General features: G+C 61.9%; 35 protein-coding genes. 2 read left to right on the top strand and 33 right to left on the bottom strand.

All coding sequences use genetic code 11. The annotated features are described in order from the left end of the window. A partial coding sequence (locus tag OKA11_RS09705; RefSeq protein WP_267220008.1) for a transposase occupies positions 1 to 114 on the bottom strand: 114 nt, incomplete at its 3' end. 243 nt (positions 115 to 357) lie between these two features. Between OKA11_RS09705 and OKA11_RS09700 the strand changes: the two genes are divergently transcribed. Continuing rightward, a complete protein-coding gene (locus OKA11_RS09700; protein WP_267220007.1) occupies positions 358 to 996 on the top strand; it encodes a trimeric intracellular cation channel family protein in 639 nt (212 codons plus the stop codon). Between the two features lie 381 nt (positions 997 to 1,377). On the opposite strand, the gene rplQ is transcribed toward OKA11_RS09700, so the two are convergent. From rplQ to rpsJ, 31 genes are all read right to left on the bottom strand, one after another. Next, the gene (gene rplQ, locus OKA11_RS09695; protein WP_267220006.1) at positions 1,378 to 1,800 is read right to left on the bottom strand and encodes a 50S ribosomal protein L17; all 423 of its coding nucleotides are present in this window, start codon (positions 1,798 to 1,800) and stop codon (positions 1,378 to 1,380) included. A gap of 141 nt (positions 1,801 to 1,941) precedes the next feature. Next, positions 1,942 to 2,337, bottom strand: a complete 396-nt coding sequence (locus OKA11_RS09690; RefSeq protein WP_267219984.1) for a diacylglycerol kinase family protein — start codon at positions 2,335 to 2,337, stop codon at positions 1,942 to 1,944. Positions 2,338 to 2,481: 144 nt separating this feature from the next. Beyond that, positions 2,482 to 3,549, bottom strand: a complete 1,068-nt coding sequence (locus tag OKA11_RS09685) for a DNA-directed RNA polymerase subunit alpha (RefSeq protein ID WP_267219983.1) — start codon at positions 3,547 to 3,549, stop codon at positions 2,482 to 2,484. Positions 3,550 to 3,654: 105 nt separating this feature from the next. Next, entirely contained in the window at positions 3,655 to 4,044 is a 390-nt protein-coding gene (gene rpsK, locus OKA11_RS09680) for a 30S ribosomal protein S11 (protein ID WP_007011846.1), read from the bottom strand. Between the two features lie 51 nt (positions 4,045 to 4,095). Continuing rightward, complete coding sequence (gene rpsM / locus OKA11_RS09675; protein ID WP_142635077.1) at positions 4,096 to 4,464, bottom strand: 30S ribosomal protein S13; 369 nt, start codon at positions 4,462 to 4,464, stop codon at positions 4,096 to 4,098. A gap of 397 nt (positions 4,465 to 4,861) precedes the next feature. Beyond that, positions 4,862 to 5,536, bottom strand: a complete 675-nt coding sequence (locus tag OKA11_RS09670; RefSeq protein WP_267219982.1) for an SRPBCC family protein — start codon at positions 5,534 to 5,536, stop codon at positions 4,862 to 4,864. Positions 5,537 to 5,653: 117 nt separating this feature from the next. After that, complete coding sequence (locus tag OKA11_RS09665) at positions 5,654 to 6,301, bottom strand: adenylate kinase (RefSeq protein ID WP_267219981.1); 648 nt, start codon at positions 6,299 to 6,301, stop codon at positions 5,654 to 5,656. Between the two features lie 37 nt (positions 6,302 to 6,338). Then, on the bottom strand, positions 6,339 to 7,706 hold the full coding sequence (gene secY, locus OKA11_RS09660) for a preprotein translocase subunit SecY (protein ID WP_267219980.1): 1,368 nt from the start codon (positions 7,704 to 7,706) through the stop codon (positions 6,339 to 6,341). Positions 7,707 to 7,939: 233 nt separating this feature from the next. Continuing rightward, on the bottom strand, positions 7,940 to 8,419 hold the full coding sequence (gene rplO / locus OKA11_RS09655) for a 50S ribosomal protein L15 (RefSeq protein ID WP_267219979.1): 480 nt from the start codon (positions 8,417 to 8,419) through the stop codon (positions 7,940 to 7,942). Positions 8,420 to 8,550: 131 nt separating this feature from the next. Next, positions 8,551 to 9,897: an ion transporter gene (locus OKA11_RS09650; protein ID WP_267219978.1), complete on the bottom strand. Its 1,347-nt coding sequence runs from the start codon at positions 9,895 to 9,897 to the stop codon at positions 8,551 to 8,553. Positions 9,898 to 10,025: 128 nt separating this feature from the next. Continuing rightward, positions 10,026 to 11,594 carry a hypothetical protein gene (locus tag OKA11_RS09645; RefSeq protein WP_267219977.1) on the bottom strand — a complete coding sequence of 523 codons (1,569 nt, stop codon included), beginning with the start codon at positions 11,592 to 11,594 and terminating at the stop codon, positions 10,026 to 10,028. A gap of 121 nt (positions 11,595 to 11,715) precedes the next feature. Next, on the bottom strand, positions 11,716 to 11,892 hold the full coding sequence (rpmD, locus tag OKA11_RS09640; RefSeq protein WP_142635089.1) for a 50S ribosomal protein L30: 177 nt from the start codon (positions 11,890 to 11,892) through the stop codon (positions 11,716 to 11,718). 6 nt (positions 11,893 to 11,898) lie between these two features. Continuing rightward, on the bottom strand, positions 11,899 to 12,603 hold the full coding sequence (gene rpsE, locus OKA11_RS09635; protein WP_142635091.1) for a 30S ribosomal protein S5: 705 nt from the start codon (positions 12,601 to 12,603) through the stop codon (positions 11,899 to 11,901). 2 nt (positions 12,604 to 12,605) lie between these two features. Next, positions 12,606 to 12,944: a 50S ribosomal protein L18 gene (gene rplR, locus OKA11_RS09630; protein ID WP_207078134.1), complete on the bottom strand. Its 339-nt coding sequence runs from the start codon at positions 12,942 to 12,944 to the stop codon at positions 12,606 to 12,608. Next, entirely contained in the window at positions 12,944 to 13,477 is a 534-nt protein-coding gene (gene rplF / locus OKA11_RS09625; protein WP_267219976.1) for a 50S ribosomal protein L6, read from the bottom strand. Before rplF ends, rplR begins: the two co-directional genes overlap by 1 nt. Then, entirely contained in the window at positions 13,477 to 13,872 is a 396-nt protein-coding gene (gene rpsH, locus OKA11_RS09620) for a 30S ribosomal protein S8 (RefSeq protein ID WP_267219975.1), read from the bottom strand. Before rpsH ends, rplF begins: the two co-directional genes overlap by 1 nt. A 12-nt stretch (positions 13,873 to 13,884) precedes the next feature. After that, entirely contained in the window at positions 13,885 to 14,190 is a 306-nt protein-coding gene (gene rpsN / locus OKA11_RS09615; protein ID WP_086490047.1) for a 30S ribosomal protein S14, read from the bottom strand. 26 nt (positions 14,191 to 14,216) lie between these two features. Continuing rightward, positions 14,217 to 14,798 (bottom strand): 50S ribosomal protein L5, encoded by a 582-nt coding sequence (gene rplE, locus OKA11_RS09610; RefSeq protein ID WP_142635097.1) that lies wholly within the window; start codon positions 14,796 to 14,798, stop codon positions 14,217 to 14,219. Further along, positions 14,791 to 15,108 (bottom strand): 50S ribosomal protein L24, encoded by a 318-nt coding sequence (rplX, locus tag OKA11_RS09605; RefSeq protein WP_142635101.1) that lies wholly within the window; start codon positions 15,106 to 15,108, stop codon positions 14,791 to 14,793. Before rplX ends, rplE begins: the two co-directional genes overlap by 8 nt. After that, the gene (gene rplN / locus OKA11_RS09600; RefSeq protein ID WP_142635103.1) at positions 15,108 to 15,476 is read right to left on the bottom strand and encodes a 50S ribosomal protein L14; all 369 of its coding nucleotides are present in this window, start codon (positions 15,474 to 15,476) and stop codon (positions 15,108 to 15,110) included. The genes rplX and rplN overlap by 1 nt, the downstream gene beginning before the upstream one ends. 247 nt (positions 15,477 to 15,723) lie before the next feature. Further along, positions 15,724 to 15,993, bottom strand: a complete 270-nt coding sequence (gene rpsQ / locus OKA11_RS09595) for a 30S ribosomal protein S17 (RefSeq protein WP_054440320.1) — start codon at positions 15,991 to 15,993, stop codon at positions 15,724 to 15,726. 11 nt (positions 15,994 to 16,004) lie between these two features. Next, positions 16,005 to 16,205: a 50S ribosomal protein L29 gene (gene rpmC / locus OKA11_RS09590; RefSeq protein ID WP_142635105.1), complete on the bottom strand. Its 201-nt coding sequence runs from the start codon at positions 16,203 to 16,205 to the stop codon at positions 16,005 to 16,007. Positions 16,206 to 16,217: 12 nt separating this feature from the next. Further along, positions 16,218 to 16,652: a 50S ribosomal protein L16 gene (rplP, locus tag OKA11_RS09585; RefSeq protein WP_021233439.1), complete on the bottom strand. Its 435-nt coding sequence runs from the start codon at positions 16,650 to 16,652 to the stop codon at positions 16,218 to 16,220. A gap of 22 nt (positions 16,653 to 16,674) precedes the next feature. Continuing rightward, positions 16,675 to 17,370, bottom strand: a complete 696-nt coding sequence (rpsC, locus tag OKA11_RS09580; protein WP_142635107.1) for a 30S ribosomal protein S3 — start codon at positions 17,368 to 17,370, stop codon at positions 16,675 to 16,677. Positions 17,371 to 17,373: 3 nt separating this feature from the next. Then, positions 17,374 to 17,751: a 50S ribosomal protein L22 gene (gene rplV / locus OKA11_RS09575; protein WP_132386855.1), complete on the bottom strand. Its 378-nt coding sequence runs from the start codon at positions 17,749 to 17,751 to the stop codon at positions 17,374 to 17,376. Continuing rightward, on the bottom strand, positions 17,748 to 18,029 hold the full coding sequence (gene rpsS / locus OKA11_RS09570; RefSeq protein ID WP_142635109.1) for a 30S ribosomal protein S19: 282 nt from the start codon (positions 18,027 to 18,029) through the stop codon (positions 17,748 to 17,750). Before rpsS ends, rplV begins: the two co-directional genes overlap by 4 nt. Before the next feature lie 6 nt (positions 18,030 to 18,035). Then, positions 18,036 to 18,872 (bottom strand): 50S ribosomal protein L2, encoded by an 837-nt coding sequence (rplB, locus tag OKA11_RS09565; protein WP_267219974.1) that lies wholly within the window; start codon positions 18,870 to 18,872, stop codon positions 18,036 to 18,038. 5 nt (positions 18,873 to 18,877) lie between these two features. After that, entirely contained in the window at positions 18,878 to 19,186 is a 309-nt protein-coding gene (locus OKA11_RS09560; protein ID WP_142635113.1) for a 50S ribosomal protein L23, read from the bottom strand. Further along, positions 19,179 to 19,805, bottom strand: coding sequence for a 50S ribosomal protein L4 (gene rplD, locus OKA11_RS09555; protein WP_142635115.1), 627 nt, complete (start codon positions 19,803 to 19,805; stop codon positions 19,179 to 19,181). Before rplD ends, OKA11_RS09560 begins: the two co-directional genes overlap by 8 nt. A 2-nt stretch (positions 19,806 to 19,807) precedes the next feature. Further along, positions 19,808 to 20,563, bottom strand: a complete 756-nt coding sequence (gene rplC / locus OKA11_RS09550) for a 50S ribosomal protein L3 (protein WP_267219973.1) — start codon at positions 20,561 to 20,563, stop codon at positions 19,808 to 19,810. Positions 20,564 to 20,900: 337 nt separating this feature from the next. Then, positions 20,901 to 21,212 carry a 30S ribosomal protein S10 gene (rpsJ, locus tag OKA11_RS09545; protein ID WP_007011873.1) on the bottom strand — a complete coding sequence of 104 codons (312 nt, stop codon included), beginning with the start codon at positions 21,210 to 21,212 and terminating at the stop codon, positions 20,901 to 20,903. A 213-nt stretch (positions 21,213 to 21,425) separates the two neighbouring features. On the opposite strand from rpsJ, the gene OKA11_RS09540 reads away from it, so the two are divergent. After that, positions 21,426 to 21,926 carry a hypothetical protein gene (locus OKA11_RS09540; protein ID WP_267219972.1) on the top strand — a complete coding sequence of 167 codons (501 nt, stop codon included), beginning with the start codon at positions 21,426 to 21,428 and terminating at the stop codon, positions 21,924 to 21,926. Between the two features lie 100 nt (positions 21,927 to 22,026). Here OKA11_RS09540 and tuf read toward each other — a convergent pair whose 3' ends face one another. Next, complete coding sequence (gene tuf, locus OKA11_RS09535; RefSeq protein ID WP_267219971.1) at positions 22,027 to 23,217, bottom strand: elongation factor Tu; 1,191 nt, start codon at positions 23,215 to 23,217, stop codon at positions 22,027 to 22,029. Between the last annotated feature and the right edge of the window lie 31 nt (positions 23,218 to 23,248).

The following is a 23,248-nucleotide window of genomic DNA, read 5'->3' as shown; positions in this document are numbered from 1 at the left end:
GTGCTGCACGCCATGCTTGGCTGCTAGCTCCGCCAGCGTCAGATCACCCCGGATCGCTTCCAGCGCCACCTTGGCCTTGAAGTCTGCAGAATACCGCTTTCTCGTCGTCTTCATTCCCGTACCAATCCATCAGGTCCGGATTAGCTTAGCACCCTGTCCAGAAAAGCGGGACCACCTCAGTTCAGTCGTCAGGCAATGGGAATTCGCATTCCGTTCATCGTCCCCAGGACACCCAAGACTTCGGACATCAGCTTACGCTAGATCATCAGATAGCGGATATGCTCTTGATTGCCGCTGGAGCGCGATGCCCTCTTTCCGAAGCAGGCCCTACGGACCTATGCTACAGACATGTTGACTATGGACCCGCTCCTTAACCCTGTACTTCCACCGGCAATCGACTTATTCGGCATTGCTGTCTTCGCACTGTCCGGCGCGCTTTCAGCCGTACAAATGCGTCAAACATTTGTCACCGCTGCCTTTTTCGCGCTGATGACTGGTGTCGGCGGAGGCACCTTGCGCGACCTGCTCATTGGCGCACCGGTGTTCTGGATCCGCGACCAATACGTTGCACCGACGTGCCTCGCCGTTGCGCTGCTCGCGTGGTTCACGCCAGTCAGGTGGTGGCAGGGCCGTCTACTGGAATGGGCCGACGCATCGGGCCTCTCCGTGTACGCGGTGTTCGGCACGATCAAGGCCCTCGCTTGGGGCGTCCCGGTTGCGCCCGCTATTCTCATGGGTGTTGTGACCGGCTGTGTAGGAGGGATTATCCGCGACGTTTTGGCCGGTCGCCCCTCCATCCTAATGCGGCCAGAACTTTATGTGACTGCGGCCGCACTGGCCGCCGCGCTAGCTGCGGCTGGCATCACTCTGGGGCTATCGGCGAGCCTTAGCTGGGCGCTGGCTGCCGCCGCAGGCTTTACTCTGCGCGGCGCCGCTATTCACTGGTCACTAGGTCTGCCTGCCCACAATGGGCCAGAGGGGGCCGATAGAGCATGATCCGTCTAGACTGAATCGATTTTTGTCTTCGCGCCCCAATTTTCGTCCATGTCGAGCCATCGGATGATCCCGCCTGCTCAAGTCGGGCCACCTTCCCAGCCCCTCAAAATCATCACCACACAGACGTTCGAACCGATGCCCATGAATCCGTTTCATTGCAATTGGAGGAGATGCTATCGTGCTCTGGCATCAATGTCGTACCGCCTCGAGCGTAGCTTCTCGCCGCCGCGCTCAGAGCAACCTGCATCTCGTCATGCTCCGGTTAACCGCCTGGTCCCCAAACAAAAAAAAGGCGGTTCCGAGTTCGTCACCCGCAACCGCCCCTTTTCAATTCTACCCCGACCTTGCCCTTAAAAAGGGCACGGAGTGCACGCTACCCGATCAGGCCTCAGCGTATTCGTTTTCTTCGGTCAGAACCGGACCAGAGTCCTTGCCCTTTTCCGAAACATCACGGTCGACGAGTTCGATGATCGCAATCGGAGCGGCGTCCGACGCGCGAATGCCAGCCTTGATGATACGGGTATAGCCGCCAGCACGGCCAGCATAACGCTCTGCCAGCACTTCAAAGAGCTTCTTTTCCTGCACCTCGTCCATCAGGCGAGCATGCGCCAAACGACGGTTCGAAAGGCCACCATGCTTCGCCAACGTGATCAGCTTTTCGAGATAGGGACGAAGTTCCTTCGCCTTGGGCGTGGTGGTCTGGATCTGTTCGTGCTTGATGAGCGCAGCAGCCATGTTGCGCAGCAGCGCCGCGCGGTGCCCCGAGGTACGCTGCAGCTTGCGCTGACCATACTTATGACGCATGTATTTTTCTCCGTTTGTCAGACAGCCGTTCAAGGTACTGCCTGCCTGGCGATGTGGTACGGCCACCGCCCAAAGCCGGTACGTGTGAACGGGCCCTCAATACGAAAACTGCCTGAGAGTCAAGTATTGCGATTCATTCCCTTACGTCAATAAGACGAGAAACGGTGGCCCGAGCGTCATAAATCCGATCGCCGCCGCCGCGACCGCAGCGATCAGAACCCCACCTGCCGCGATGTCCTTGATGCTTCTGATCGCCTCATCAAACCTTGGCTCGACCCGATCGCACAGCGCCTCGATCGCCGTGTTGAATGCCTCTGCGAGCCACACTAGCGCCATGGCGAGCAGCAGCGCGCACCAATCTCGTGCCGAAACATTCAAGACCAGTCCGCCGCCCACGACAGCTATCGACGCGGCCAAATGCACCCACGCATTATGCTCCCGTGCGCCCATCAGGTAGAGCCCACGCCAGGCGTAACCTAAACTCGCTAGCCGGGCGCGCAGGCTGAAAGAGGCGTTGCAGTTGGAACGATCGTGCATCACCTCTTGGTAGACGGGGCGTCCCTCACCCTAAAGTGATCTTTTAATGCAGATTAAGCGCACATCTCGTGCAGCCAAGGGCCATAGAGAAAGGCCCCGCAGTTTCCTGCGAGGCCCTCTTCAATTCAGCATCGAAGACGCGGATCAGCCGAGCAGTTCCTGCTCCAGCTTCTTGGCCATCTCTTCGATATTCTCAGGCGGCCAACCCGGGATGTCCATGCCGAGGCGCAGGCCCATCGACGAAAGGACTTCCTTGATCTCGTTGAGCGACTTGCGGCCGAAGTTAGGCGTGCGCAGCATCTCGGCTTCGGTCTTCTGGACCAGATCGCCGATGTAGATGATGTTGTCGTTCTTGAGGCAGTTGGCCGAACGGACCGACAGTTCCAGCTCGTCCACCTTCTTGAGAAGGTAGCGGTTGAGCTGGTTGGTGTCGCTCTCTTCCGAAGCAGCAGCGCCGCCAGCAGCCATACCGATCATCGGCGAGGCGCCAACCGGGGCGATGTCCTCGAAGTGGACGAACAGCGCCAGCTGGTCCTGAAGGATGCGCGCGGCATAGGCAACGGCGTCTTCCGGGGTGACAGTGCCATCGGTTTCGACAGTGAGGCTCAGCTTGTCGTAGTCGAGTTCCTGACCGATACGGGCATTGTCGACCTTGTAGCTGACCTGACGGACCGGCGAGTAAAGCGAGTCGACAGGGATAAGACCGATCGGCGCGTCAACAGGACGGTTCGACACGGCAGGGACATAGCCCTTGCCGGTGTCGGCGGTGAGTTCCATGTTCAGGACCGCACCATCGTCGAGATGGCAGATCACGAGGTCCTTGTTCATGACCTCGATGTCGCCCGACACGGCGATGTCGCCGGCCTTCACCTCGCCCGGGCCAGTGGCCGAGAGCTGGAGACGCTTCGGGCCTTCACCCTGCATCTTGAGCGCGATCTGCTTGACGTTGAGGACGATGTCCGTGACGTCTTCGCGAACGCCGGCCAGCGACGAGAACTCGTGAAGGACGTTCTCGATCTTGATCGAGGTGATCGCGGCTCCCTGAAGCGAGGAGAGCAGCACGCGGCGCAGCGCGTTGCCGAGCGTCAGGCCGAAGCCACGCTCCAGCGGTTCGGCGATGAAGGTCGCCTTCAGCTTGGGGTCGGGTCCCGGCTTGATCTCAAGGCTGTTCGGCTTCTTGAGTTCCTGCCAGTTCTTGATGTTGACAGTCATGGACTTCCCCTGGGAGTGATGGCGGTTACGCCCCGAAGCCTGGTGGAAAGGCCCGGGACGTTCCGAAGTCGAACGGCGACCGGTTCGCCGTCCGTATTAGCTCGATCAGACGCGACGGCGCTTCGACGGACGAACACCGTTGTGCGGGATCGGCGTCACGTCGCGGATCGAGGTAATGGTGAAGCCGACAGCCTGGAGGGCGCGCAGAGCGCTCTCACGGCCCGAACCCGGGCCCTTGACTTCGACTTCGAGGGTGCGCACGCCGTGTTCGGCGGCCTTCTTGCCGGCGTCGTCAGCGGCGACCTGCGCGGCGTAGGGAGTCGACTTGCGGCTGCCCTTGAAGCCCATCATGCCGGCCGAGGACCACGAAATCGCGTTGCCCTGGGCGTCGGTGATGGTCACCATGGTGTTGTTGAAGCTAGCATTCACGTGAGCGATGCCGCTGGTGATGTTCTTGCGTTCGCGGCGCTTAATGCGCTGGGGTTCGCGTGCCATGTCCGTATATCCTGTAGATTAGTCGCTGCGGGAAAGAAGCCGAAAGGCGACTTACTTCTTCTTGCCGGCGATCGGCTTGGCCTTGCCCTTACGGGTGCGCGCATTGGTGTGCGTGCGCTGGCCGCGGACCGGAAGACCCTTGCGGTGACGCAGGCCACGGTAGCAGGCGAGGTCCATCAGACGCTTGATGTTCATCGCGGTTTCGCGACGAAGGTCACCTTCGACGGTGTGTTCAGCGTCGATGGTTTCGCGAATCTGCAGGACTTCGGCGTCCGACAGGTCCTGGATGCGACGGCTGTGATCGATGCCCAGCTTGTCAGCGATTTCCAGGGCCTTGGTACGACCGATGCCATGGATATAGGTCAGCGCGATGATAACGCGCTTGTTGGTGGGGAGATTTACCCCTGCAATACGAGCCACTTAATTCTCCATGCTCCACAGGAATGCCCTTTCGAGCTTTCCCATCTCAACGCTCAAACACCTGAAACTGCTGAAATGGCAAAAAGCCCGGAGCACAGCAACATGGTTGCCTGTACCATCCGGACTTGCCGCAAGTGTCAAGTGAACGGCGCGCTTAGACCGATTCACAAGGCGTGTCAACGCCCGCGAAGCTCGGCTCCAGCGCTCGGGCTGCATAGCCCGGTGTGCGACCTTATCAGCGCGGCGAAGCGCGCGCACTGGCCGACGGATGCGCAGCCGCTCTTCGGCGGCTCGCGCAGCACCCATAATAGACGGATTATACCGCATTCCCCCGGCGCAGTCAAAGAAAGCGCCGCGCGCGCAATCACCTGCGTGCAATGGTGCGGCATTTTCCCTGTCAACGGCCGATGATCCGCGTCTTGCCGTCCGCCTTAGGCGCCGGCGATCCGGCCGGCTCGGCAGCCGATTCAGGAATACCCTCGCCCATCGTTTCCGGCCGAAATGCCGCCGCGAATGAGCCCCCCAGTTTCTCTACCAGACGATCCACCTGCCCGCCCAGCACACCGTCGAACATCGGCGCCAGCTTTGCCGGGTCGCCGCGGAAATACCCACCGACCACGTACTCAACGAGGACCTGCGTACCGGTCTCGTCCGGCTTGAACTGGAAGGTCAGCGTCGCCACCGCCGCGTCGGCCTGAAGCGGCCCGAGCGCGCCGGAAAGCCGAAGCGCCCTGCCCTTGTCGACGTAGATCGCGCGCATGTGCTCCACGCCGCCACGCGCACCTCCCTTGGCTCCAGCGGCAGCCGGAAGCACTTCGCAGAAACAACCGCCAGGCCGGACATCGAGCGTAAGATTGGCCGCATCGCCCGAATAAGTATGCTCCGAATCCCACCACTGCGACGGCTTCACCAGCACCGCCCACGTCTCTTCCGGTCCGACCGGCACGTGCGCCACGTAGCGCAACACGATGCCGCGTTCGCTTACCTCCTGCACTTTCGCCTCCGCTGCGCCGGCGGACGCCACGCCCCATGCAGCCAGCGCCAGCGCTGCGAACCTTGCAGACTTCAACATCGTTTGCCCCGTCGAAATACCCAGAACCGGGCACGACAGGCCCGGCAGCACCGCGAGCCTAGCGCCCCATCCCCGATGCGAAAAGGGCCCGCGGTATTCCGCGAGCCCTTTGATGCATCAGGATTTGAGCACCGCCTCGATGGCGGCAGTCACATCATCCATTTCGGCCATTCCGTCGACCTTGGAGACGATCCCGCGCTCTTCATAGATCGGCAGGATCGGTGCGGTCTTGGCCCGGTACTCGGCCATGCGCGTACGCACGGTCTCAGCATTGTCATCCGGACGGCGCTTGAACTCGGTGCCACCGCACTTGTCGCACACGCCCGGAACCTTGGGCTGCTCGAACTTGTCGTGGTAGCCCTTACCGCACGTGGCGCAAGTGAAGCGACCGGTGATGCGCTCAACCAGCGCGTCTTCGTCCACTTCGAGTTCCACCACATGGTCAAGCTTGCGACCGCGTGCCGACAGGATTTCGTCGAGCGATTCGGCCTGCGCCGCGGTGCGCGGATAACCGTCGAAGATCGCGCCTACACCGGCACCCATCGCATCGAGTTCGTCACCGATCAGCGCCGAGACGATCGCGTCCGAAACCAGTTCGCCGCGATCCATGACCGCCTTCGCTTCCAGTCCGGTGGGCGTCCCCGCCTTGACGGCGGCGCGCAGCATGTCGCCGGTCGAAAGCTGGCGCATGCCGTGCTTTTCAACCAGACGCTGCGCCTGGGTGCCCTTGCCCGCACCCGGCGGGCCCAACAGGATGATATTCAACGCCTTACCCCTCAATTATCCCTGGCCTGCGCTGCGTTCAGCGCAGACGTCCCTTCAGCTTGGCCTTCTTGATCAAGTCGCCATACTGGTGCGCCAGCAGGTGCGACTGGATCTGGGTGATGGTGTCGACCGTCACATTGACGACGATCAGCAGGCTGGTGCCGCCCATGAACAGCAGCGGCAGACCGGTCATCGAGAGGAAGTACTCGGGAACGGTGCAAACCACGGTCAGGTACAGCGCGCCGATCACGGTCACGCGCGTGAGCACGTAATCCAGATAGTTGGCAGTGTTCTTGCCCGGACGGATGCCGGGGATGAAACCGCCATTCTTCTTCAGGTTCTCAGCAGTCTCTTCAGGATTGAAGACCACCGCAGTGTAGAAGAACGAGAAGAAGATAATCCCAGCAGCATAAAGCGCCATATAGAGCGGCTTGCCGTGACCGAGGTACTGGTTGAGCGTGACAACAAGCTTGCCGCCGAACGAGTCAGGGTTGAGCGACTTGCCGGCGAACTGCGTGATCGTGAGCGGCAACAGCAGCAGCGAGCTGGCGAAGATCGGCGGGATAACGCCGGCCGTGTTCAGCTTGAGCGGCAGGTGGCTGCGGTCGGCCTGCATCATGCCGCGCTGCGTCGCGCGCTTGGGATACTGGATCAGCAGGCGGCGCTGGGCGCGTTCGAAGAAGCAGATGCCCAGAATCATGCCGACCAGCAGCACGATCAGCGCGATGATCAGGATCGAACCCGTGTCACCGGCGCTGTAGGCCTGGCCAAGGTTGCTGGCGAAGGTCGGCATCTGCGCGACGATACCAGCCATGATGATCAACGAAACGCCGTTGCCGATGCCGCGCGCGGTGATCTGCTCTCCCAGCCACAGCAGGAACATAGTGCCGCCGACCAGCGAGATGACCGCGCCGACACGGAACACGAGGCCCGGATCGACCACGGCGGGCAGACCGCTCGACGCACCGTAGGCTTCGAGGCTCACGGCCAGGAACCAGCCCTGGATCGCGCAAAGCAGCACCGCGCCGTAGCGGGTGTACTGGTTGAGCTTTTTGCGGCCGGCCTCACCTTCCTTCTTCAGCGCCATCAGCGCCGGGTGCAGGGCCGCGGCCAACTGCACCACGATCGAGGCGGTGATGTAAGGCATCACGCCGAGCGCGATCAGGCTCATGCGCGAAAGCGAGCCCCCCGAGAAGGTGTTGAACAGGTCGAGAATGCCACCCTGGGTCTTGTCGTAGAGCTTGGCGAGAATCACCGGGTTGACACCCGGGAGCGGCACGAAGCTCAGGAAGCGGAAGACGATAAGCGCACCGATCGTGAACCAGATACGGTTCTTCAGTTCGGTGGCCTTCGAGAAATTGGCCAGGTTCAGCGAGCTGGCAACGTTGTCGGCGCGAGAAGCCATGACGATTGGTAATGCCTCGAATAATCGGTTCGCACTTGCCTTAGCGACTGCGCGCAGGCTTGTCGAACCCCGGTTCTGGTCCGCTCATATAGACATTCGTCCTAGGCCTGAAAGACCCGTCCTGTCGTTGCCCCATGGAATCAGATATCCGATTGCCCGGAACGAAGAGAGGGCGAAGCGCCCGGCGCCCGCCCTCTCCCTATGAGCTATCGCGGATGCGATACCGCTGGGCCTCAGGCCTCGACGGCTTCCTTGGCAGGAACGATCACCGAACCGCCGACCTTCTCGACAGCTGCGATGGCGCCCTTCGAGGCACCAGCAACGTTGAAGGTGACCTTGTCGGTCAGTTCACCCTTGGCGAGGAGGCGCACGCCGTCCTTGCCGCCACGGGCCAGACCGGCAGCCTTGAGTGCGGCGTGGTCAACAGTGTTGGCGATGTCCAGCTTGCCGGCTTCGATTGCCTTCTGGATCATGCCCAGGTTGACTTCTGCGTAGTCCTTGGCGAACTTCTTGTTGCTGAAGCCGCGCTTCGGAAGGCGCATGTGGAGCGGCATCTGGCCGCCTTCGAAGCCGTTGATCGAAACGCCCGAGCGGGCCTTCGCACCCTTCTGACCGCGGCCGGCAGTCTTGCCCTTGCCCGAACCGATACCACGGCCCACGCGGATGCGGCGGTGACGGGCGCCGGCGTTGTCACGGATGTCATTCAGTTTCATAGTCTGCACTCGCTTTCGCTTTAAATCGCGCTTTAAGGAAGGCGGCCCCTTAGGGGAAAGGTTGAAGCTTGTCACCCCTTAATGGGCGCGGCGAAGCCCGAAAATCGGCTTTGTGCCGACCAAAAGGCACTTCACGCTCCCCGCAGGCGAATCATCACCTTGCCTTCTCCGCCTTGCGGACGCCCTTCCGAATCGCGTCCAGGCAGCCATTCGAGCACCGTGCGGCCCAGCTTGCAGATCTCGGCATCGAATTCCGGAGACACGCTCTTCGGCGTGAACTCGCAGGACGCCATCTTGCCCATCGCATCCACCTTGAAGCTGAGCGAGTGGCGCGTCATTTCATCCTTGTTAAAAATGGTGCCATAGCGATCACCGAGCTTCGCCAGTTCGCTGTTGAAGCTGCCCTTGCTTCCATCGGCTAGCTTCGGCCCTTCGGCCAATGCAGCATAGTCCTCAGGCGAAACCATCGGCTTCATCCGCCGCACCATGCCCAGCCACCCCATCGAACGGGCGATTTGCATCGGAGAATCGCGATCAACGAGAGCCTGACACTGGGCGCCCGACGGGCTGGCATGACGAGCCAGCAGGAAACGCACCGCATCGCCCCGACGGTAGGCCATTGCCCACGCAAGCGGCGTCATTCCGAACAGGTCCGGCGCATCAAGAATAGCAGAACTTTGCGCCACTTCGGCACCCGGCTTCGTAGAAGAGCCCTCCTTCTTGTGGCTGCGGGCTTCGTCGTCGAGCATGCGTCGCATCGCGGCGACGTTACCGCGCCGGGCAGCGTCGGCGAGTGTCGCTCCGATTGAGAACGGGCCAAGATCGGGAAAGCCGTAATCACGTTTAGGGACCTCACTGACGGCACGGACCATCGCGCCATGCGCAGAACCTAGGTCCTTGCCCACCGCATCCGCGTCCTGCGGTTCCAGCACGCGGCATACGTCTCGATAGGGATAGGCAGGATCACTAATCAGGGCTGCATTGAACGCGCGCGCGAAGGCCACGAGCCCGTCGCCATGGGCTCTGTCCGGCGTGCCGCTGGCGATATCCGAAGGCTGGTCACCCGGTTCGAGGCTCGGAACCGGCGAAGGTTCGCCGTCCTCACCATAATATGTCACCACCCGTGCCATGCGCGGATTTAGACCGCCGCGCAGAGCACACAGCGCACCAAACTCACGCGTGTCGATCCCTTCGACCGTGACCGCTGCAACCAGTCTGAAATCACCAAGGGCAACCGCCTTCTGCGCCTCCTCGATGGGGTCGGCGCGCCCGGCCGCAAGCGCCGCCTTCAAGGCCCGGTCCGCACTACGATAGCGTTCCAGCGTAACTGGATCCGCCAACGGATCAGCGCAAGGCGGCTCCGCTGCAGGGCTTTCTTCGACATAAGTCTCCTCCTCGCTCGATCCGCCTCCGCTGCAAGCCGATACGGCGAGTGTGACAATAATCAGCGAAGAGGCCGCGATGGTCCTGCGAAGCAAGGTGTCCCCCAGGGAATGCATTGGTGTCGACGGGTTTCCGTTGCCGGAGACCGGCGCGCTTAGCACAACTCTCCAGCAAGAGTGGAGCATGACTTACGCCAAACCACACCTTTTCGTCCGGTTTATGTTCAATTCCCCCGATTGCAGTCGCCCCAGACATCGATCGTTTCTTCATGAAGCCATGAGGGGGTCATTACCCGCGCGACCAAACGGCAATTGCGCAAGGCATAATCGCGCACCGGAACCAACGTCTCCCAGTTCACCGGGCCTTGCCAGGGCTTACTGGCCAGCACCACCGCCCCTGGCCGTTCCGCCAACACCCGGCGCACTTCTCCCAGCGTCGATAGATGACTAACGTCTCGCTCGATCGCCTGGGCAAGATGCGGCGTGAACACGAGCGGCGTCACAAAACGATGGCCCGTAAGTGCGTAAAGCTGCACAGGCCCATCATAGACGAACAACGGCGATCCATCGGCGTGATTATTGACGGCAGTCGCCAGCGCGTCGAGAGCCGCACGGGAACGCTGGGCATGTTCGAAATCCAACGCCTGCGTGTCGCGCATTGCCAGCGCCACCAGCACCCCCAATGCCAGTGCCCCTGTCCATCGCCCGGCGAAAAATCCTGCTGCAGCTACCGACAACGGCACGAGAATCGGCAGCGCGTAATGGAGGTAAAAGTTCGGAACCGAAACTAGCCCCATGAGCGCTGCCAGCAACCAACCTGCCAGAAATCTGCGCTCATCCCGAGCCATCGTCGGCAAGCTCAGCACATACAACATAATGAACGGCGCCAGCATCACAAACATGATCAACGCTCGGATCATCGAGGACGCTGTGTCGATAGGCTTGTGCAAGTTCGCGCCGATCATCGCTTGTAGCCAGATCGTTCCATTACCGGCCAAGCCGTACCCAGCAGCAACGGCGAGCGTAGGCAACGCACCAACCAACATCCACCCCGCAATGATGACCGTTTTGCACAGCCCCCCCTGCGGCCCACGCCACAGCACGTGCGCTGCATAAAGACCAAGCCAGATACATTCGAAAAGGCTGGTCTGCTTGATCGTGATCGCACAACCGCCCATCACCATCGCCGCGTAGCTCCGCCAGTCAACCTTGCCCTCGCCCAGGCTAGCCGCGCATTGCAAAATCAGCAGAGCAGCGCTGGCCACGAACAAGTTGTACCAGATCGGCGCCTGCCCAAAGAAGCCCTGTGCCTGTTCCAGCCAGAGTAGATAGCCAAGACCGCAAAAGATCCCGGCCTTCTCCCCATGCCAGCGGGCCGCGATGCGCGAAATGATCAGAGCCGTCCCCGCCGCGAAAACCGTTGCCGCCGCCTGGTAGGCAAGAGGCGCATCTGACAGGCCGGTTATCAGATAATAGACGAAGAATAGGCCCCACGGCTTACGATCCCACACATCGACATAAGGGATGGCACCATGGTGCATGGCAATGCCCACCGCCTGGTAAAAGGCCTCGTCGATGTGAACATTCGGATCGCCGTAAGTGCTTGCCCGAAGCAACCCGGCCACAACCAAGAACAGACATGCCGATGCCAGCTTAGTCCAGCCCCGACACTTTCGGCCAAAAAACGGCGCACGGTCGAGATCCTGCGAGGCATCACAAGTCGCAGCACCGCTTACCGCACAAACGCAGTTCGATAACAAAGCCCCGTCCAAAGCAGCCCCTTTCAGGCGCACGAATAACCGCTCTTGGTTAACAAGCCCAATGCCCTTCGCCAGGAAACGCCTCAGCCCGGCAAAGAAAAAGGCCCCGGCGTTTCCGCCGGAGCCCTTTCATAACAGCCATAAGGCCAGTCGATCAGTCGACCACCGCAACCATGTGCGGAAGCTTGGCAATCGCACCGCGGACCTCCGCAGTGTCTTCCAGCTCGACGATCTTATGCATCTTACCGAGGCCCAGACCGATCAGGATCTTCTTCTGGTTCTCGGGACGACGGATCGGCGAACCGATCTGCTTGATCTTGATCTTCGCCATGACTGATTACTCCGCGATGGCTTCGGCAGCGGCTTCCGCCTCTGCCTCGCTGGCGCCGCCACGACCCAGGAGGTCAGCGACCTTCTTGCCACGACGCTGCGCAACCGACTTCGGCGAAGTCTGGTTGGTCAGCGCATCGAAGGTGGCGCGGATCATGTTGTACGGATTCGAGGTGCCGACCGACTTGGTCACGACGTCATGGACGCCGAGGCTCTCGAACACGGCGCGCATCGGACCACCGGCGATGATGCCGGTACCGGCGGGAGCCGTACGCACGTTCACCTTGCCGGCGCCGAAGTGGCCCTTGCCGTCATGGTGCAGGGTGCGACCGTCCTTGAGCGGCACGCGGACCATCTTCTTCTTTGCCGAAGCAGTGGCCTTCGTGATCGCTTCAGGCACTTCGCGAGCCTTGGCGTGGCCGAAGCCAACGCGGCCCTTGCCGTCGCCAACGACGACGAGCGCTGCGAAACCGAAGCGCTTGCCGCCCTTCACGGTCTTCGAAACGCGGTTGATGTGGACGAGCTTCTCGATGAGCTCCTCGCCCTGTTCTTCCTCGTTGTTGCCACGGCCGCCACGGCGGTCGTCACGACGGCCACGGCCGCCACGCTCGCCGCGTTCGCCACGGCCGCGACCACGACCACGACCTTCGCGGACTTCCTGGCCGCCTTCGGCCGGGACGTCGGTCTGGATTTCGGTGTTTGCGTCAGCCATGATCAGAACTCCAGCCCGCCTTCACGGGCGGCTTCGGCCAGCGCCTTGACGCGGCCATGGAAGAGGAAACCGCCACGGTCGAACACAACCGAGGTAACACCCGCCTTCTTGGCGGCCTCAGCGAGTTCCTTGCCAACGCGGGTAGCGGCATCCTTGTCGGTGCCCTTGCCGCCGAGGGTATTGGCGGCGGCCAGCGTACGGCCCTGCGCATCGTCGATGATCTGCGCGTAGATGTGACGGCCGGTGCGGTGCACCGACAGGCGAGGACGGCCGCCCGAACGGGCCTTCAAGGCCGTGCGGACGCGACGAGCGCGACGCGCGAAAAGGGAAAGCTTGGCCATTACTTCTTCTTCCCTTCCTTGCGGAAGATGAACTCGCCACGGTACTTGATACCCTTGCCCTTGTAGGGCTCAGGCTTGCGCCAGCGGCGAATTTCGGCCGCAAGCTGGCCGACCTTCTGCTTGTCAATACCAGAGATCTCGACCGTGGTGTTATCCGGAGTCTTGACCTCGATGCCTTCCGGCACAGCGATGTCAACGTCGTGCGAGTAGCCGAGCTGCAGCTTCAGGTTCTTGCCCTGAGCAGCGGCACGGTAGCCGACGCCCTTGATCTCAAGGACCTTGGAGAAGCCGTTGGTAACGCCTTCAACGAGGTTCGAGACGAGGGTACGCTGCATGCCCCAGTGGCTGCGGGCAGCCTTGGACTGATTGGCAGGCTGAACGGCAATCGAACCTTCTTCGACCGAGTAGGTCACGAGGTCCGACAGCCCCAGGGTCAGGGTGCCCTTGGGGCCCTTGACGCTGAGCACGCCGTTGTCGATGGCGGCCGAGACCCCGCCAGGGATCACAACCGGCTTTTTGCCGATGCGGCTCATTAGAACACCTCCGCCAGCACTTCGCCGCCGACGTTGGCAGCGCGCGCTTCGGCATCCGAAAGCACGCCGCGGGGCGTCGAGACGATGGTGATGCCGAGACCGTTGCGCACAACCGGGAGTTCCTTCGAACCCGAGTAGACGCGGCGGCCAGGCTTGGAGACGCGGGCGATGTGCTTGATAGCGGCTTCGCCCTCGAAATACTTCAGCTCGATGCGCAGCTGCGGGTGGGCACCGGTGGCGTCATCGCTGAAACCACGGATGTAACCTTCACGCTGCAGAACTTCGAGCACGCGCGCACGCAGCTTGCTGGCGGGAGAAAGGACGGAGTCCTTCTTCGCCTGCTGGCCGTTGCGGATGCGGGTGAGCATATCACCCAGGGGATCGGTCAATGCCATTGCTTCTAACCCTTACCAGCTCGACTTGGTCACGCCGGGGATCATGCCCTTGTTGGCAAGATCACGCAGCTCGACGCGGCAGAGGCCGAACTTGCGGTAATAACCGCGCGGACGGCCGGTCGTGGCGCAGCGATTGCGAACCCGGGTCGGGTTGCCGTTGCGCGGGATCTCGGCCAGCTTCAGGCGAGCAATGAGACGCTCGGTTTCATCGAGCGATTCATCAGCAGCGACCGCCTTGAGGCGCTCGTACTTGCCTGCATACTTCTTGACGAGCTTCTTGCGACGCTCGTTCTTGTTCACGGAACTCAGTTTCGCCATGGACTTAAGCTCTCTCTATCAGCGGCTCACGCCGCTTCCTTCTGTTCCGAAGCCGCTTCGGCCGGGAACGGGAAACCGAAAAGACGCAGCAGTTCGCGTGCTTCTTCGTCGGTCTTCGCGGTGGTGGTGACGATGATGTCCATACCACGCACCTTCTCGATCTTGTCGTAGCTGATCTCCGGGAAGATGATCTGCTCCTTGAGACCCATCGCGTAGTTGCCGCGGCCGTCGAACGACTTGGGGTTCAGGCCACGGAAGTCGCGGATGCGGGGCATCGCGATCGTGATGAGACGGTCGAGAAATTCGTACATACGCTCGCGACGCAGGGTCACCTTGCAGCCGATCGGCATGCCTTCGCGCAGCTTGAACTGTGCGATCGACTTGCGGGCCTTGGTGATCACCGGCTTCTGACCAGCGATGGCTTCCATTTCGACAGCGGCGGTCTGGACCTTCTTCTTGTCCTGGCTCGCCTCGCCCACACCCATGTTGAGCGTGATCTTTTCGATCTTGGGCACTTCCATCGCGTTCTTGTAACCGAACTTCTCGGTCATCGCCTTGACGATCGCGTCGTCGTAGCGGGTGCGCATGCGCGGAGTGTAATCAGCCATCGATGGTCTCCCCGGACTTCACGGCCACACGGACCTTCTTGCCGTCCTTGACTTCGAAGCGAACGCGGGTCGGCTTGCCGTCCTTGTCCGCGACTGCGACCTTGCTGATCGCCATCGGAGCCGGAGTGCGCTCGATGCCGCCCTGCGGGTTCTGCTGGGTCGGCTTGCGGTGCTTGGTGGCGACGTTCACGCCCTCGACGACGACCTTGGCGTCCTTCGGGAGAACCTGAAGCACGGTGCCGGTGCGGCCCTTGTCCTTGCCGGACAGGACGACGACGGAGTCACCCTTCTTGATCTTCGCGGCAGCCATTACAGCACCTCCGGAGCAAGCGAGATGATCTTCATGAAGCCACGGCCGCGAAGCTCGCGCACGACTGGGCCAAAGATACGGGTGCCGATCGGCTCCTCGTTCTTGTTGATCAGCACGGCGGCATTGCCGTCGAAGCGGATCACGCTGCCGTCAGCGCGGCGCACGTCCTTCTTGGTACGCACGATCACAGCACGGTGAACGTCGCCCTTCTTGACGCGAGCGCGGGGCTGCGCCTCCTTAATCGACACCACGATGATGTCGCCAACGCCTGCGAAACGACGCTTCGAGCCACCCAGCACCTTGATGCACTGGACGCGCTTTGCGCCGCTGTTGTCCGCGACGTCGAGATTGGATTGCATCTGGATCATCGATCCGAGTCCTTCTCAACTGGCTTGCCGGAACAAGTCCGGCAGTTCCTAAAAAGACAGGCCCACGTGGGGCCCGAGTCGCCCTCACCGGCGAAGTGCGGCCCTTTGCCGCATTCCTCCGTCAAGGTCAACACTTGTGTACGACCCTGAGGCCGAGGCTTTCAAGGCCCTCCGGGATTACGCCGCGTGTTCCGTGGCTTGCTCCGGAAAGCGAGACGGGGGCGCCGCAAAGGCACCCCCGAAACTCTTAGACCTCGGCTTCCAGCGCCGTGCCCTTGCTCGCCTGAAGACGGTCAAGAACCTTCCAGGTCTTGGTCTTCGAGTAGGGCTTCGTCTCCTCGATCCGGACGCGTTCGCCGGTCTTGAAGGCGTTGTCTTCGTCGTGAGCGTGGTACTTCTTCGAGCGACGGATGATCTTCCCGTAGAGGGGGTGCTTCACCTTGCGCTCGACCAGCACGGTCACGGTCTTGTCGGTCTTGTCGGAAACGACGGTCCCGATCAGAATACGCTTGGGCATCGTGTTTCTCCTCAGGCCTTCGCTGCGCGCTCAGCCTGGAGCGTCTTGATGCGGGCGATGTCGCGACGCACCTGCTTGATGCGCGCGGGCGCCTCAAGCTGGCTGGTCGCGGCCTGGAACCGCAGGTTGAACTGTTCGCGCTTCAGGTCGACGAGATCAGCGGTGAGCTGGTCGTCGGTCTTGGCGCGAAGGTCTTCGATCTTGTTAGCCATGATTAGACTTCCTTACTCGCCGCCAAGGTGCGAGGTGTCGCCGAGGCGAGCCACGACCTTGGTCTTGATCGGCAGCTTCATCGCAGCGCGGCTGAAAGCCTCGGCTGCGAGGGGGCCAGCGACGCCATCCAGTTCGAACAGGATGCGGCCCGGCTTGACGCGGGCAGCCCAGTATTCGACCGAACCCTTGCCCTTACCCTGACGGACTTCAGCAGGCTTCTTCGAAACCGGCACGTCGGGGAAAACGCGGATCCAGAGACGGCCCTGGCGCTTGATGTGACGCGTGATCGCGCGGCGAGCCGCTTCGATCTGGCGGGCGGTGATCCGCTCGGGCTCGAGGGCCTTGAGGCCGTACGAACCGAAGTTCAGGTCGGTGCCACCCTTGGCGTCGCCCTTGATCCGGCCTTTGAAGGCCTTGCGGAACTTGGTCTTCTTTGGTTGCAGCATGGTGCTTACTCTATCCTAAGCCTCAACGCGCGGGACGAACGCCGGAGGTCTGAGCCTCCAGCATCAGGCGGTCCTGCGCCGTCGGGTCGTGGCCCAGGATCTCACCCTTGAAGATCCAGACCTTGATGCCGATGATACCGTAAGCGGTCAGCGCTTCGGCTTCGGCATAGTCGATGTTCGCACGCAGCGTATGAAGCGGCACGCGACCTTCGCGGTACTGTTCGACGCGGGCGATTTCAGCGCCGCCGAGACGGCCACCGCACATGATCTTGACGCCTTCGGCGCCCAGACGCATCGCGGACTGCATCGCACGCTTCATCGCACGGCGGAACGCCACACGACGGATCAGCTGATCGGCAATGCCCTGAGCGACGAGCTTGGCGTCGATTTCCGGCTTGCGGATTTCGACGATGTTCAGCTTCACTTCGCTGCCAGTCATCGTGGCCAGCTCCTTCCGGAGCTTCTCGATGTCAGCACCCTTCTTGCCGATGATCACACCGGGACGGGCTGCGTAGATCGAGATGCGGCACAGCTTGGCCGGACGCTCGATGACCACCTTCGAGATAGCGGCCTGGGGCAGCTTCGCGACGATGAACTTGCGGATCTTGAGGTCTTCCTCAAGCAGCTTCCCGTAGTCCCGGCCTTCCGCGAACCAGCGGCTGTCCCAGGTACGGTTGATCTGCAGACGCAGACCGATCGGATTGCTCTTATGACCCATGGATCAGGCCTCCTCGACTTCGCGAACGACGATCCGCAGGCGCGAAAACGGCTTGAGGATACGGGTGGACTTGCCGCGACCACGAGCGTGGAAACGCTTCATGGTGATCGACTTGCCAACCGACGCCTCGGCGACGACGAGAGCGTCGACGTCGAGGTTGTGGTTGTTTTCCGCATTCGCGATCGCCGAAGCGAGGATCTTGCGAGCATCCTGGGCCATCGCCTTCTTGGAGAAAGCCAGGATGTTCATCGCGTCCTCGACCTTGCGGCCACGGATAAGCGCGGCGACCAGGTTGAGCTTCTGGGCCGAACCACGGATGGTGGTGCCGACAGCCAGAGCTTCCTTTTCGCCTACGCGGCGGGGTGCTGCCTGCTTGCTCACTTGCGCTTACCCTTCTTGTCGGCAGCGTGACCCGGGAACGTGCGCGTGGGCGCGAATTCACCGAGCTTGTGGCCAACCATGTCCTCGTTGACGGCAACGGGGATGAACTTGTGCCCGTTGTAGACCTGGAAGGTCAGACCAACGAACTGCGGAAGGATGGTGGAGCGACGCGACCAGGTCTTGATCGGACCAGCGCGGGTGCCGGCATCCTGCGCGACCTCGGCCTTCTTGAGAAGGTACAGGTCGACGAAGGGGCCTTTCCAGACGGAACGTGCCATCGTGTCTTACCTCTTCTTCTTGGCGTGGCGCGAACGGATGATCATCTTGTCCGTCTGCTTGTTGTTGCGAGTGCGAGCGCCCTTGGTCGGCTTGCCCCACGGAGTGACCGGGTGACGGCCGCCCGAGGTACGGCCTTCACCACCACCGTGCGGGTGGTCGACCGGGTTCTTGGCAACACCGCGGGTAAGCGGACGACGGCCCAGCCAACGGCCGCGACCAGCCTTGGCGAGGGTCTGGTTGGCGTTGTCGGGGTTCGACACGGCGCCAACGGTGCCCATGCAGTCGCCACGCAGGTAGCGCTGCTCACCCGAGTTGAGGCGAACGATGACCATGCCGCGGTCACGACCGACGACCTGAACATAGGTACCTGCCGAACGCGCGATCTGACCGCCCTTGCCGGGCTTCATTTCGACGTTGTGGCAGATCGTGCCGACCGGCATCTGCGACAGAAGCATGGCGTTGCCCGGCTTCACGTCGGTCTTTTCACCGGCGATCACGACATCGCCGACGGCGAGACGCTGCGGCGCGATGATGTAGGCCAGTTCACCGTCGGTGTACTTGACGAGCGCGATGAAAGCGGTGCGGTTGGGATCGTATTCGATACGCTCCACGGTCGCTTCCATGTCCCACTTACGACGCTTGAAGTCGATGAAGCGGTACTTCTGCTTGTGACCACCGGCGATGCCACGCGAGGTGACATGACCCTTGTTGTTACGACCGCCGGTCTTGCTCTTGCCTTCGGTCAGCGCCTTGACAGGCTTGCCCTTCCAGAGCGACGACTTGTCGACGAGAACCAGGCCGCGACGAGCGGGGCTGGTCGGGTTGTAGCTCTTAAGTGCCATCGGAATTAACCCCGCACGCCTTCGGTGATGTCAATCGACTGGCCTTCGGCCAGCGTGACGATCGCCTTCTTCACGTCGCTGCGGCGGTAAGCCTTACCGCGCCAGCGCTTGGTCTTGCCCTTGACGTTCAGCGTATTCACGCCGGTGACCTTGACGTCGAACAGTGCCTCGACGGCAGCCTTGATCTCGGGCTTGGTCGCCTTGTCAGCAACCTTGAAAACGACCGCGTTCTGCTCGGAAAGCAGGGTCGACTTCTCGGTGATGTGCGGCGAGAGGATCACGTCGTAGTGACGGATGTCCACGGTCTTAGCCATTGAAACGCGCCTCCAGCTTTTCGACAGCGGCGCGCGTCAGCACCAGCGTGTCGTGCTTCAGGATGTCGTAGACGTTCGCGCCGACAGCCGGGAGCACGTTCACGCCGACGATGTTGCGAGCAGCCAGGGCGAAGCCCTCGTTGACCTGCTCACCATCCATGACGAGAACCTTCTTGCCGAAGTTCGCCTTGGCGAGCTGACCGGCGAGCGCCTTGGTCTTGGCGTCGGAAACGTCGAGCGAATCGACGATCACGAGACCGTTCTGAGCCTTGGCCGAAAGGGCCATCTTCAGACCGAGTGCACGGATCTTCTTGTTCAGCGAAATGTTGAACTCGCGGCGACGGGCACCGTGAGCCTTACCACCGCCGATGAACACCGGCGCAGCGCGGTCGCCGTGACGAGCGGAACCGCCGCCCTTCTGGTTACCGAACTTCTTGCCGGTGCGAGCAACGTCCGAGCGCTCGCGGGTCGCACGGGCGATGCCGCGACGGTTTTCGAGCTGCCAGGTGACGACGCGGTGCAGGATGTCGGCACGGGGCTCGAGACCGAACACGTCGTCCGACAGCTCGATGTCACCCTTGCCGGCAGTGCCGTCGAGGTTGAGGACCTGAACCTTCATGATTAGCCCTCCTGGCCTTCGGTCGCTTCGGGCGCCGCGGCTTCAGCCGGGGTCACGGCAGCGGCCGTATCATTGGTGTTGGCAACCGACTTGATGCCGGCGGGGTACGGAGCCTCGGCGTGACGGTCGACCTTGACGGCGTCCGAAACGGTGAGCCAAGCGTTCTTCGAACCCGGGACCGAGCCCTTGACGAAGATCAGGCCACGCTCGTCATCCACGCGGACGACTTCGAGGTTCTGCTGGGTGCGCTGACGGTCGCCCATGTGGCCGGCCATCTTCTTGTTCTTGAACACCTTGCCCGGGTCCTGACGGTTACCCGTCGAACCGTGCGCACGGTGCGAGATCGAAACACCGTGGCTGGCGCGCATACCGCCGAAGCCCCAGCGCTTCATGGCGCCCTGGAAGCCCTTACCCTGGGTGTGGCCGCCTACGTCGACCAGCTGGCCGGGCACGAAGTGCGAGGCTGCGATCGTGGCGCCAACTTCGAGGAGGGCGTCGTCGGCGACGCGGAATTCCGCGACGCGCATCTTGAGGGGAACCTGAGCCTTTGCGAAGTGCTCACGCTGCGGCTTGGCAACGTTCTTCTGCTTTGCTTCGCCCGCACCGAGCTGAACCGCGACGTAGCCGTCACGATCAGCAGTACGAACCGAAACCACCTGACAGTCTTCAAGTGCCAGGACAGTGACGGGCACGTGGCGACCGTCCTCCTGGAACAGGCGGGTCATCCCGACTTTCTTGGCGATCACGCCTGTACGCATGACCTTTCTCCTTACAGAGGCGTACGCAGGACCATCCCTCGTACGCGTGTCCAACCCTGTCATGATACGAACCCCGTCCGGGTCAGGTGTTCCCTGCAAGCCCGACATGGACCGCGGAAACGAGACGGGGGACGCATTCCCGACGCTTCCCGAAGGAGACGACGGAGGTATCCCTTGTGTCCCCCTTGGGGGGCGCTGTCTCTGCAAGCTTTCGCTCGCAAAGCCGGCCTCATAGCCGACAAGGTAATCGGGATCCGATGATCCGAATTTCACCGATCGTTTTAAGTCCGATCAAAAGACTGTCGGGGCAACCCTGAAGGTCGCCCCGCAAACCGACTTAGGCCAGCTTGATCTCGACGTTCACGCCGGCAGCCAGGTCGAGCTTCATCAGAGCGTCGACGGTAGCTGCGTTCGGCTGCACGATGTCAAGCAGACGCTTGTAAGTGCGGACCTCGAACTGCTCACGCGACTTCTTGTCGATGTGCGGACCACGGTTAACCGTGAACTTCTCGATCTTGGTCGGGAGCGGAATGGGCCCACGAATCAGAGCGCCGGTGCGGCGGGCCGTGTCGGCGATCTCGCCAGTGGCCTGGTCGAGCACGCGATGGTCAAACGCCTTCAGGCGGATACGGATGTTCTGAGCTTCCATTACCTACTACCGATGAGAAAGAGCCAAAGGGCCGGAGCCCCGTCAAATTCGAAACGCGCCCCTACACGGCGAAGGCGAGTCGGGCAACCCCTGATTTCACGCAGCCCCGCAGGTTTTTCGAAGGCTGCCTACCCCGTTCGTCGCATCGCCCCTTCCCTGCCCCATATCCGCATCCTACGGTGATGGAGCGACGCCTAACAGAAGCCGCTTTCAATGTCCTCCATCACCACGACAATTTCCGGCGCGGTTGCCGCGCTGACTCTCGCATGCTTGGCACCGAGCGCCGTTGCAGCCGACGGCCCCACCAACACCCCCGACGGATCGGATGCCCCCACCCACCTCGACGACACCGACGTACTTACCGCCCACGCCACCATGCCGGATGCCGCAGGCAGCCCCGTGGACGACGCCTGCCGCGAAGCCGCCCGCGCCAGCAATGGCGGCAACGACGGCACGATCGTCGTCTGCTCCCACGGCGGCGACAGCACGGACCAGCGCGTCCCGGCATCTAAGTCCGTAGACGAAAGCACGCGCACAGGCGCGGCGTACCCGCCGGATGTCGGGCACCTGCCCGGCTGTCTCGGCCCCTGCATCACGATCCCGTTCGGCCGCATACCGGAACCGGTCTACTACATCGACCTCAAGTCCATTCCCGAAGCTCCCAAGGGCTCGGATGCGTGGAAGGTCGGGCACGGCGAATTGCGGGCGCACTAACGGCGCCGATCAAGACTCCGAGCCCCTTCAACGCGAAAAGCCCGGGCCTCCTTTCGGAAGCCCGGGCCAATCACTTTAGCCGTAGCTGCAGATCGACGAATTACTTCGTGATCGTGGCAACGACGCCCGAACCGACGGTGCGGCCGCCTTCGCGGATAGCGAAGCGGAGACCTTCGTCCATGGCGATCGGAGCGATCAGCTTAACCGACAGCGAAACGTTGTCGCCAGGCATGACCATCTCGGTGCCCTCGGGGAGGATCACTTCGCCGGTCACGTCGGTGGTGCGGAAGTAGAACTGCGGACGGTAGTTCGCGAAGAACGGCGTGTGACGGCCACCTTCGTCCTTCGACAGAACGTAGACTTCTGCCGAGAACTCGGTGTGCGGGGTCACGGTGCCCGGCTTGGCGAGAACCTGGCCACGCTCAACGTCGTCGCGCTTCAGGCCACGAACCAGAGCACCGATGTTGTCGCCAGCTTCACCCTGGTCGAGCAGCTTGCGGAACATTTCGACGCCGGTGACGGTGGTCTTCTGCGTGTCGCGGATACCGACGACTTCGACTTCTTCGCCAACCTTGATGATGCCGGTTTCGACGCGGCCGGTCACAACCGTACCACGGCCCGAGATCGAGAACACGTCTTCGACGGGCATCAGGAACGACTTGTCGGTCGGGCGCGGCGGCTGCGGGATGAAGTCGTCAACGGCCTTCATGAGCTCGAGGATCGAGCTCTTGCCGATTTCGTCGTCACGGCCTTCAAGAGCGGCAAGAGCCGAACCCTTGATGACGGGGATGTTGTCGCCGTCGAAGTCGTACGACGAGAGCAGTTCGCGAACTTCGAGTTCGACGAGCTCGAGCAGCTCGGGATCGTCGACCTGGTCGACCTTGTTCATGTACACGACAAGCTGCGGCACGCCGACCTGGCGAGCAAGCAGGATGTGCTCGCGGGTCTGCGGCATCGGGCCGTCAGCAGCGTTCACGACCAGGATAGCGCCGTCCATCTGGGCAGCACCGGTGATCATGTTCTTCACGTAGTCAGCGTGACCCGGGCAGTCGACGTGCGCGTAGTGACGAGCTTCGGTTTCGTACTCAACGTGAGCGGTCGAGATGGTGATGCCACGCTCGCGCTCTTCCGGAGCCTTGTCGATGTTCGCGAAGTCAACAGCTTCACCGCCGAACGTTTCCGACATCACCTTGGTGATGGCAGCCGTGAGGGTGGTCTTGCCGTGGTCAACGTGACCGATGGTGCCGATGTTGCAGTGCGGCTTGTTCCGCTCGAATTTTGCCTTCGCCATCTTTCAAACCTTCTTTGCTTGAATTGTAATC

The sequence above is a fragment of the Novosphingobium clariflavum genome (assembly GCF_026420865.1).
Taxonomy (GTDB): Bacteria; Pseudomonadota; Alphaproteobacteria; order Sphingomonadales; family Sphingomonadaceae; genus Novosphingobium; species Novosphingobium clariflavum.
The sequence above is the reverse complement of the archived record's forward strand: the minus strand, read 5'-3'. Positions and strand labels throughout refer to the sequence as shown.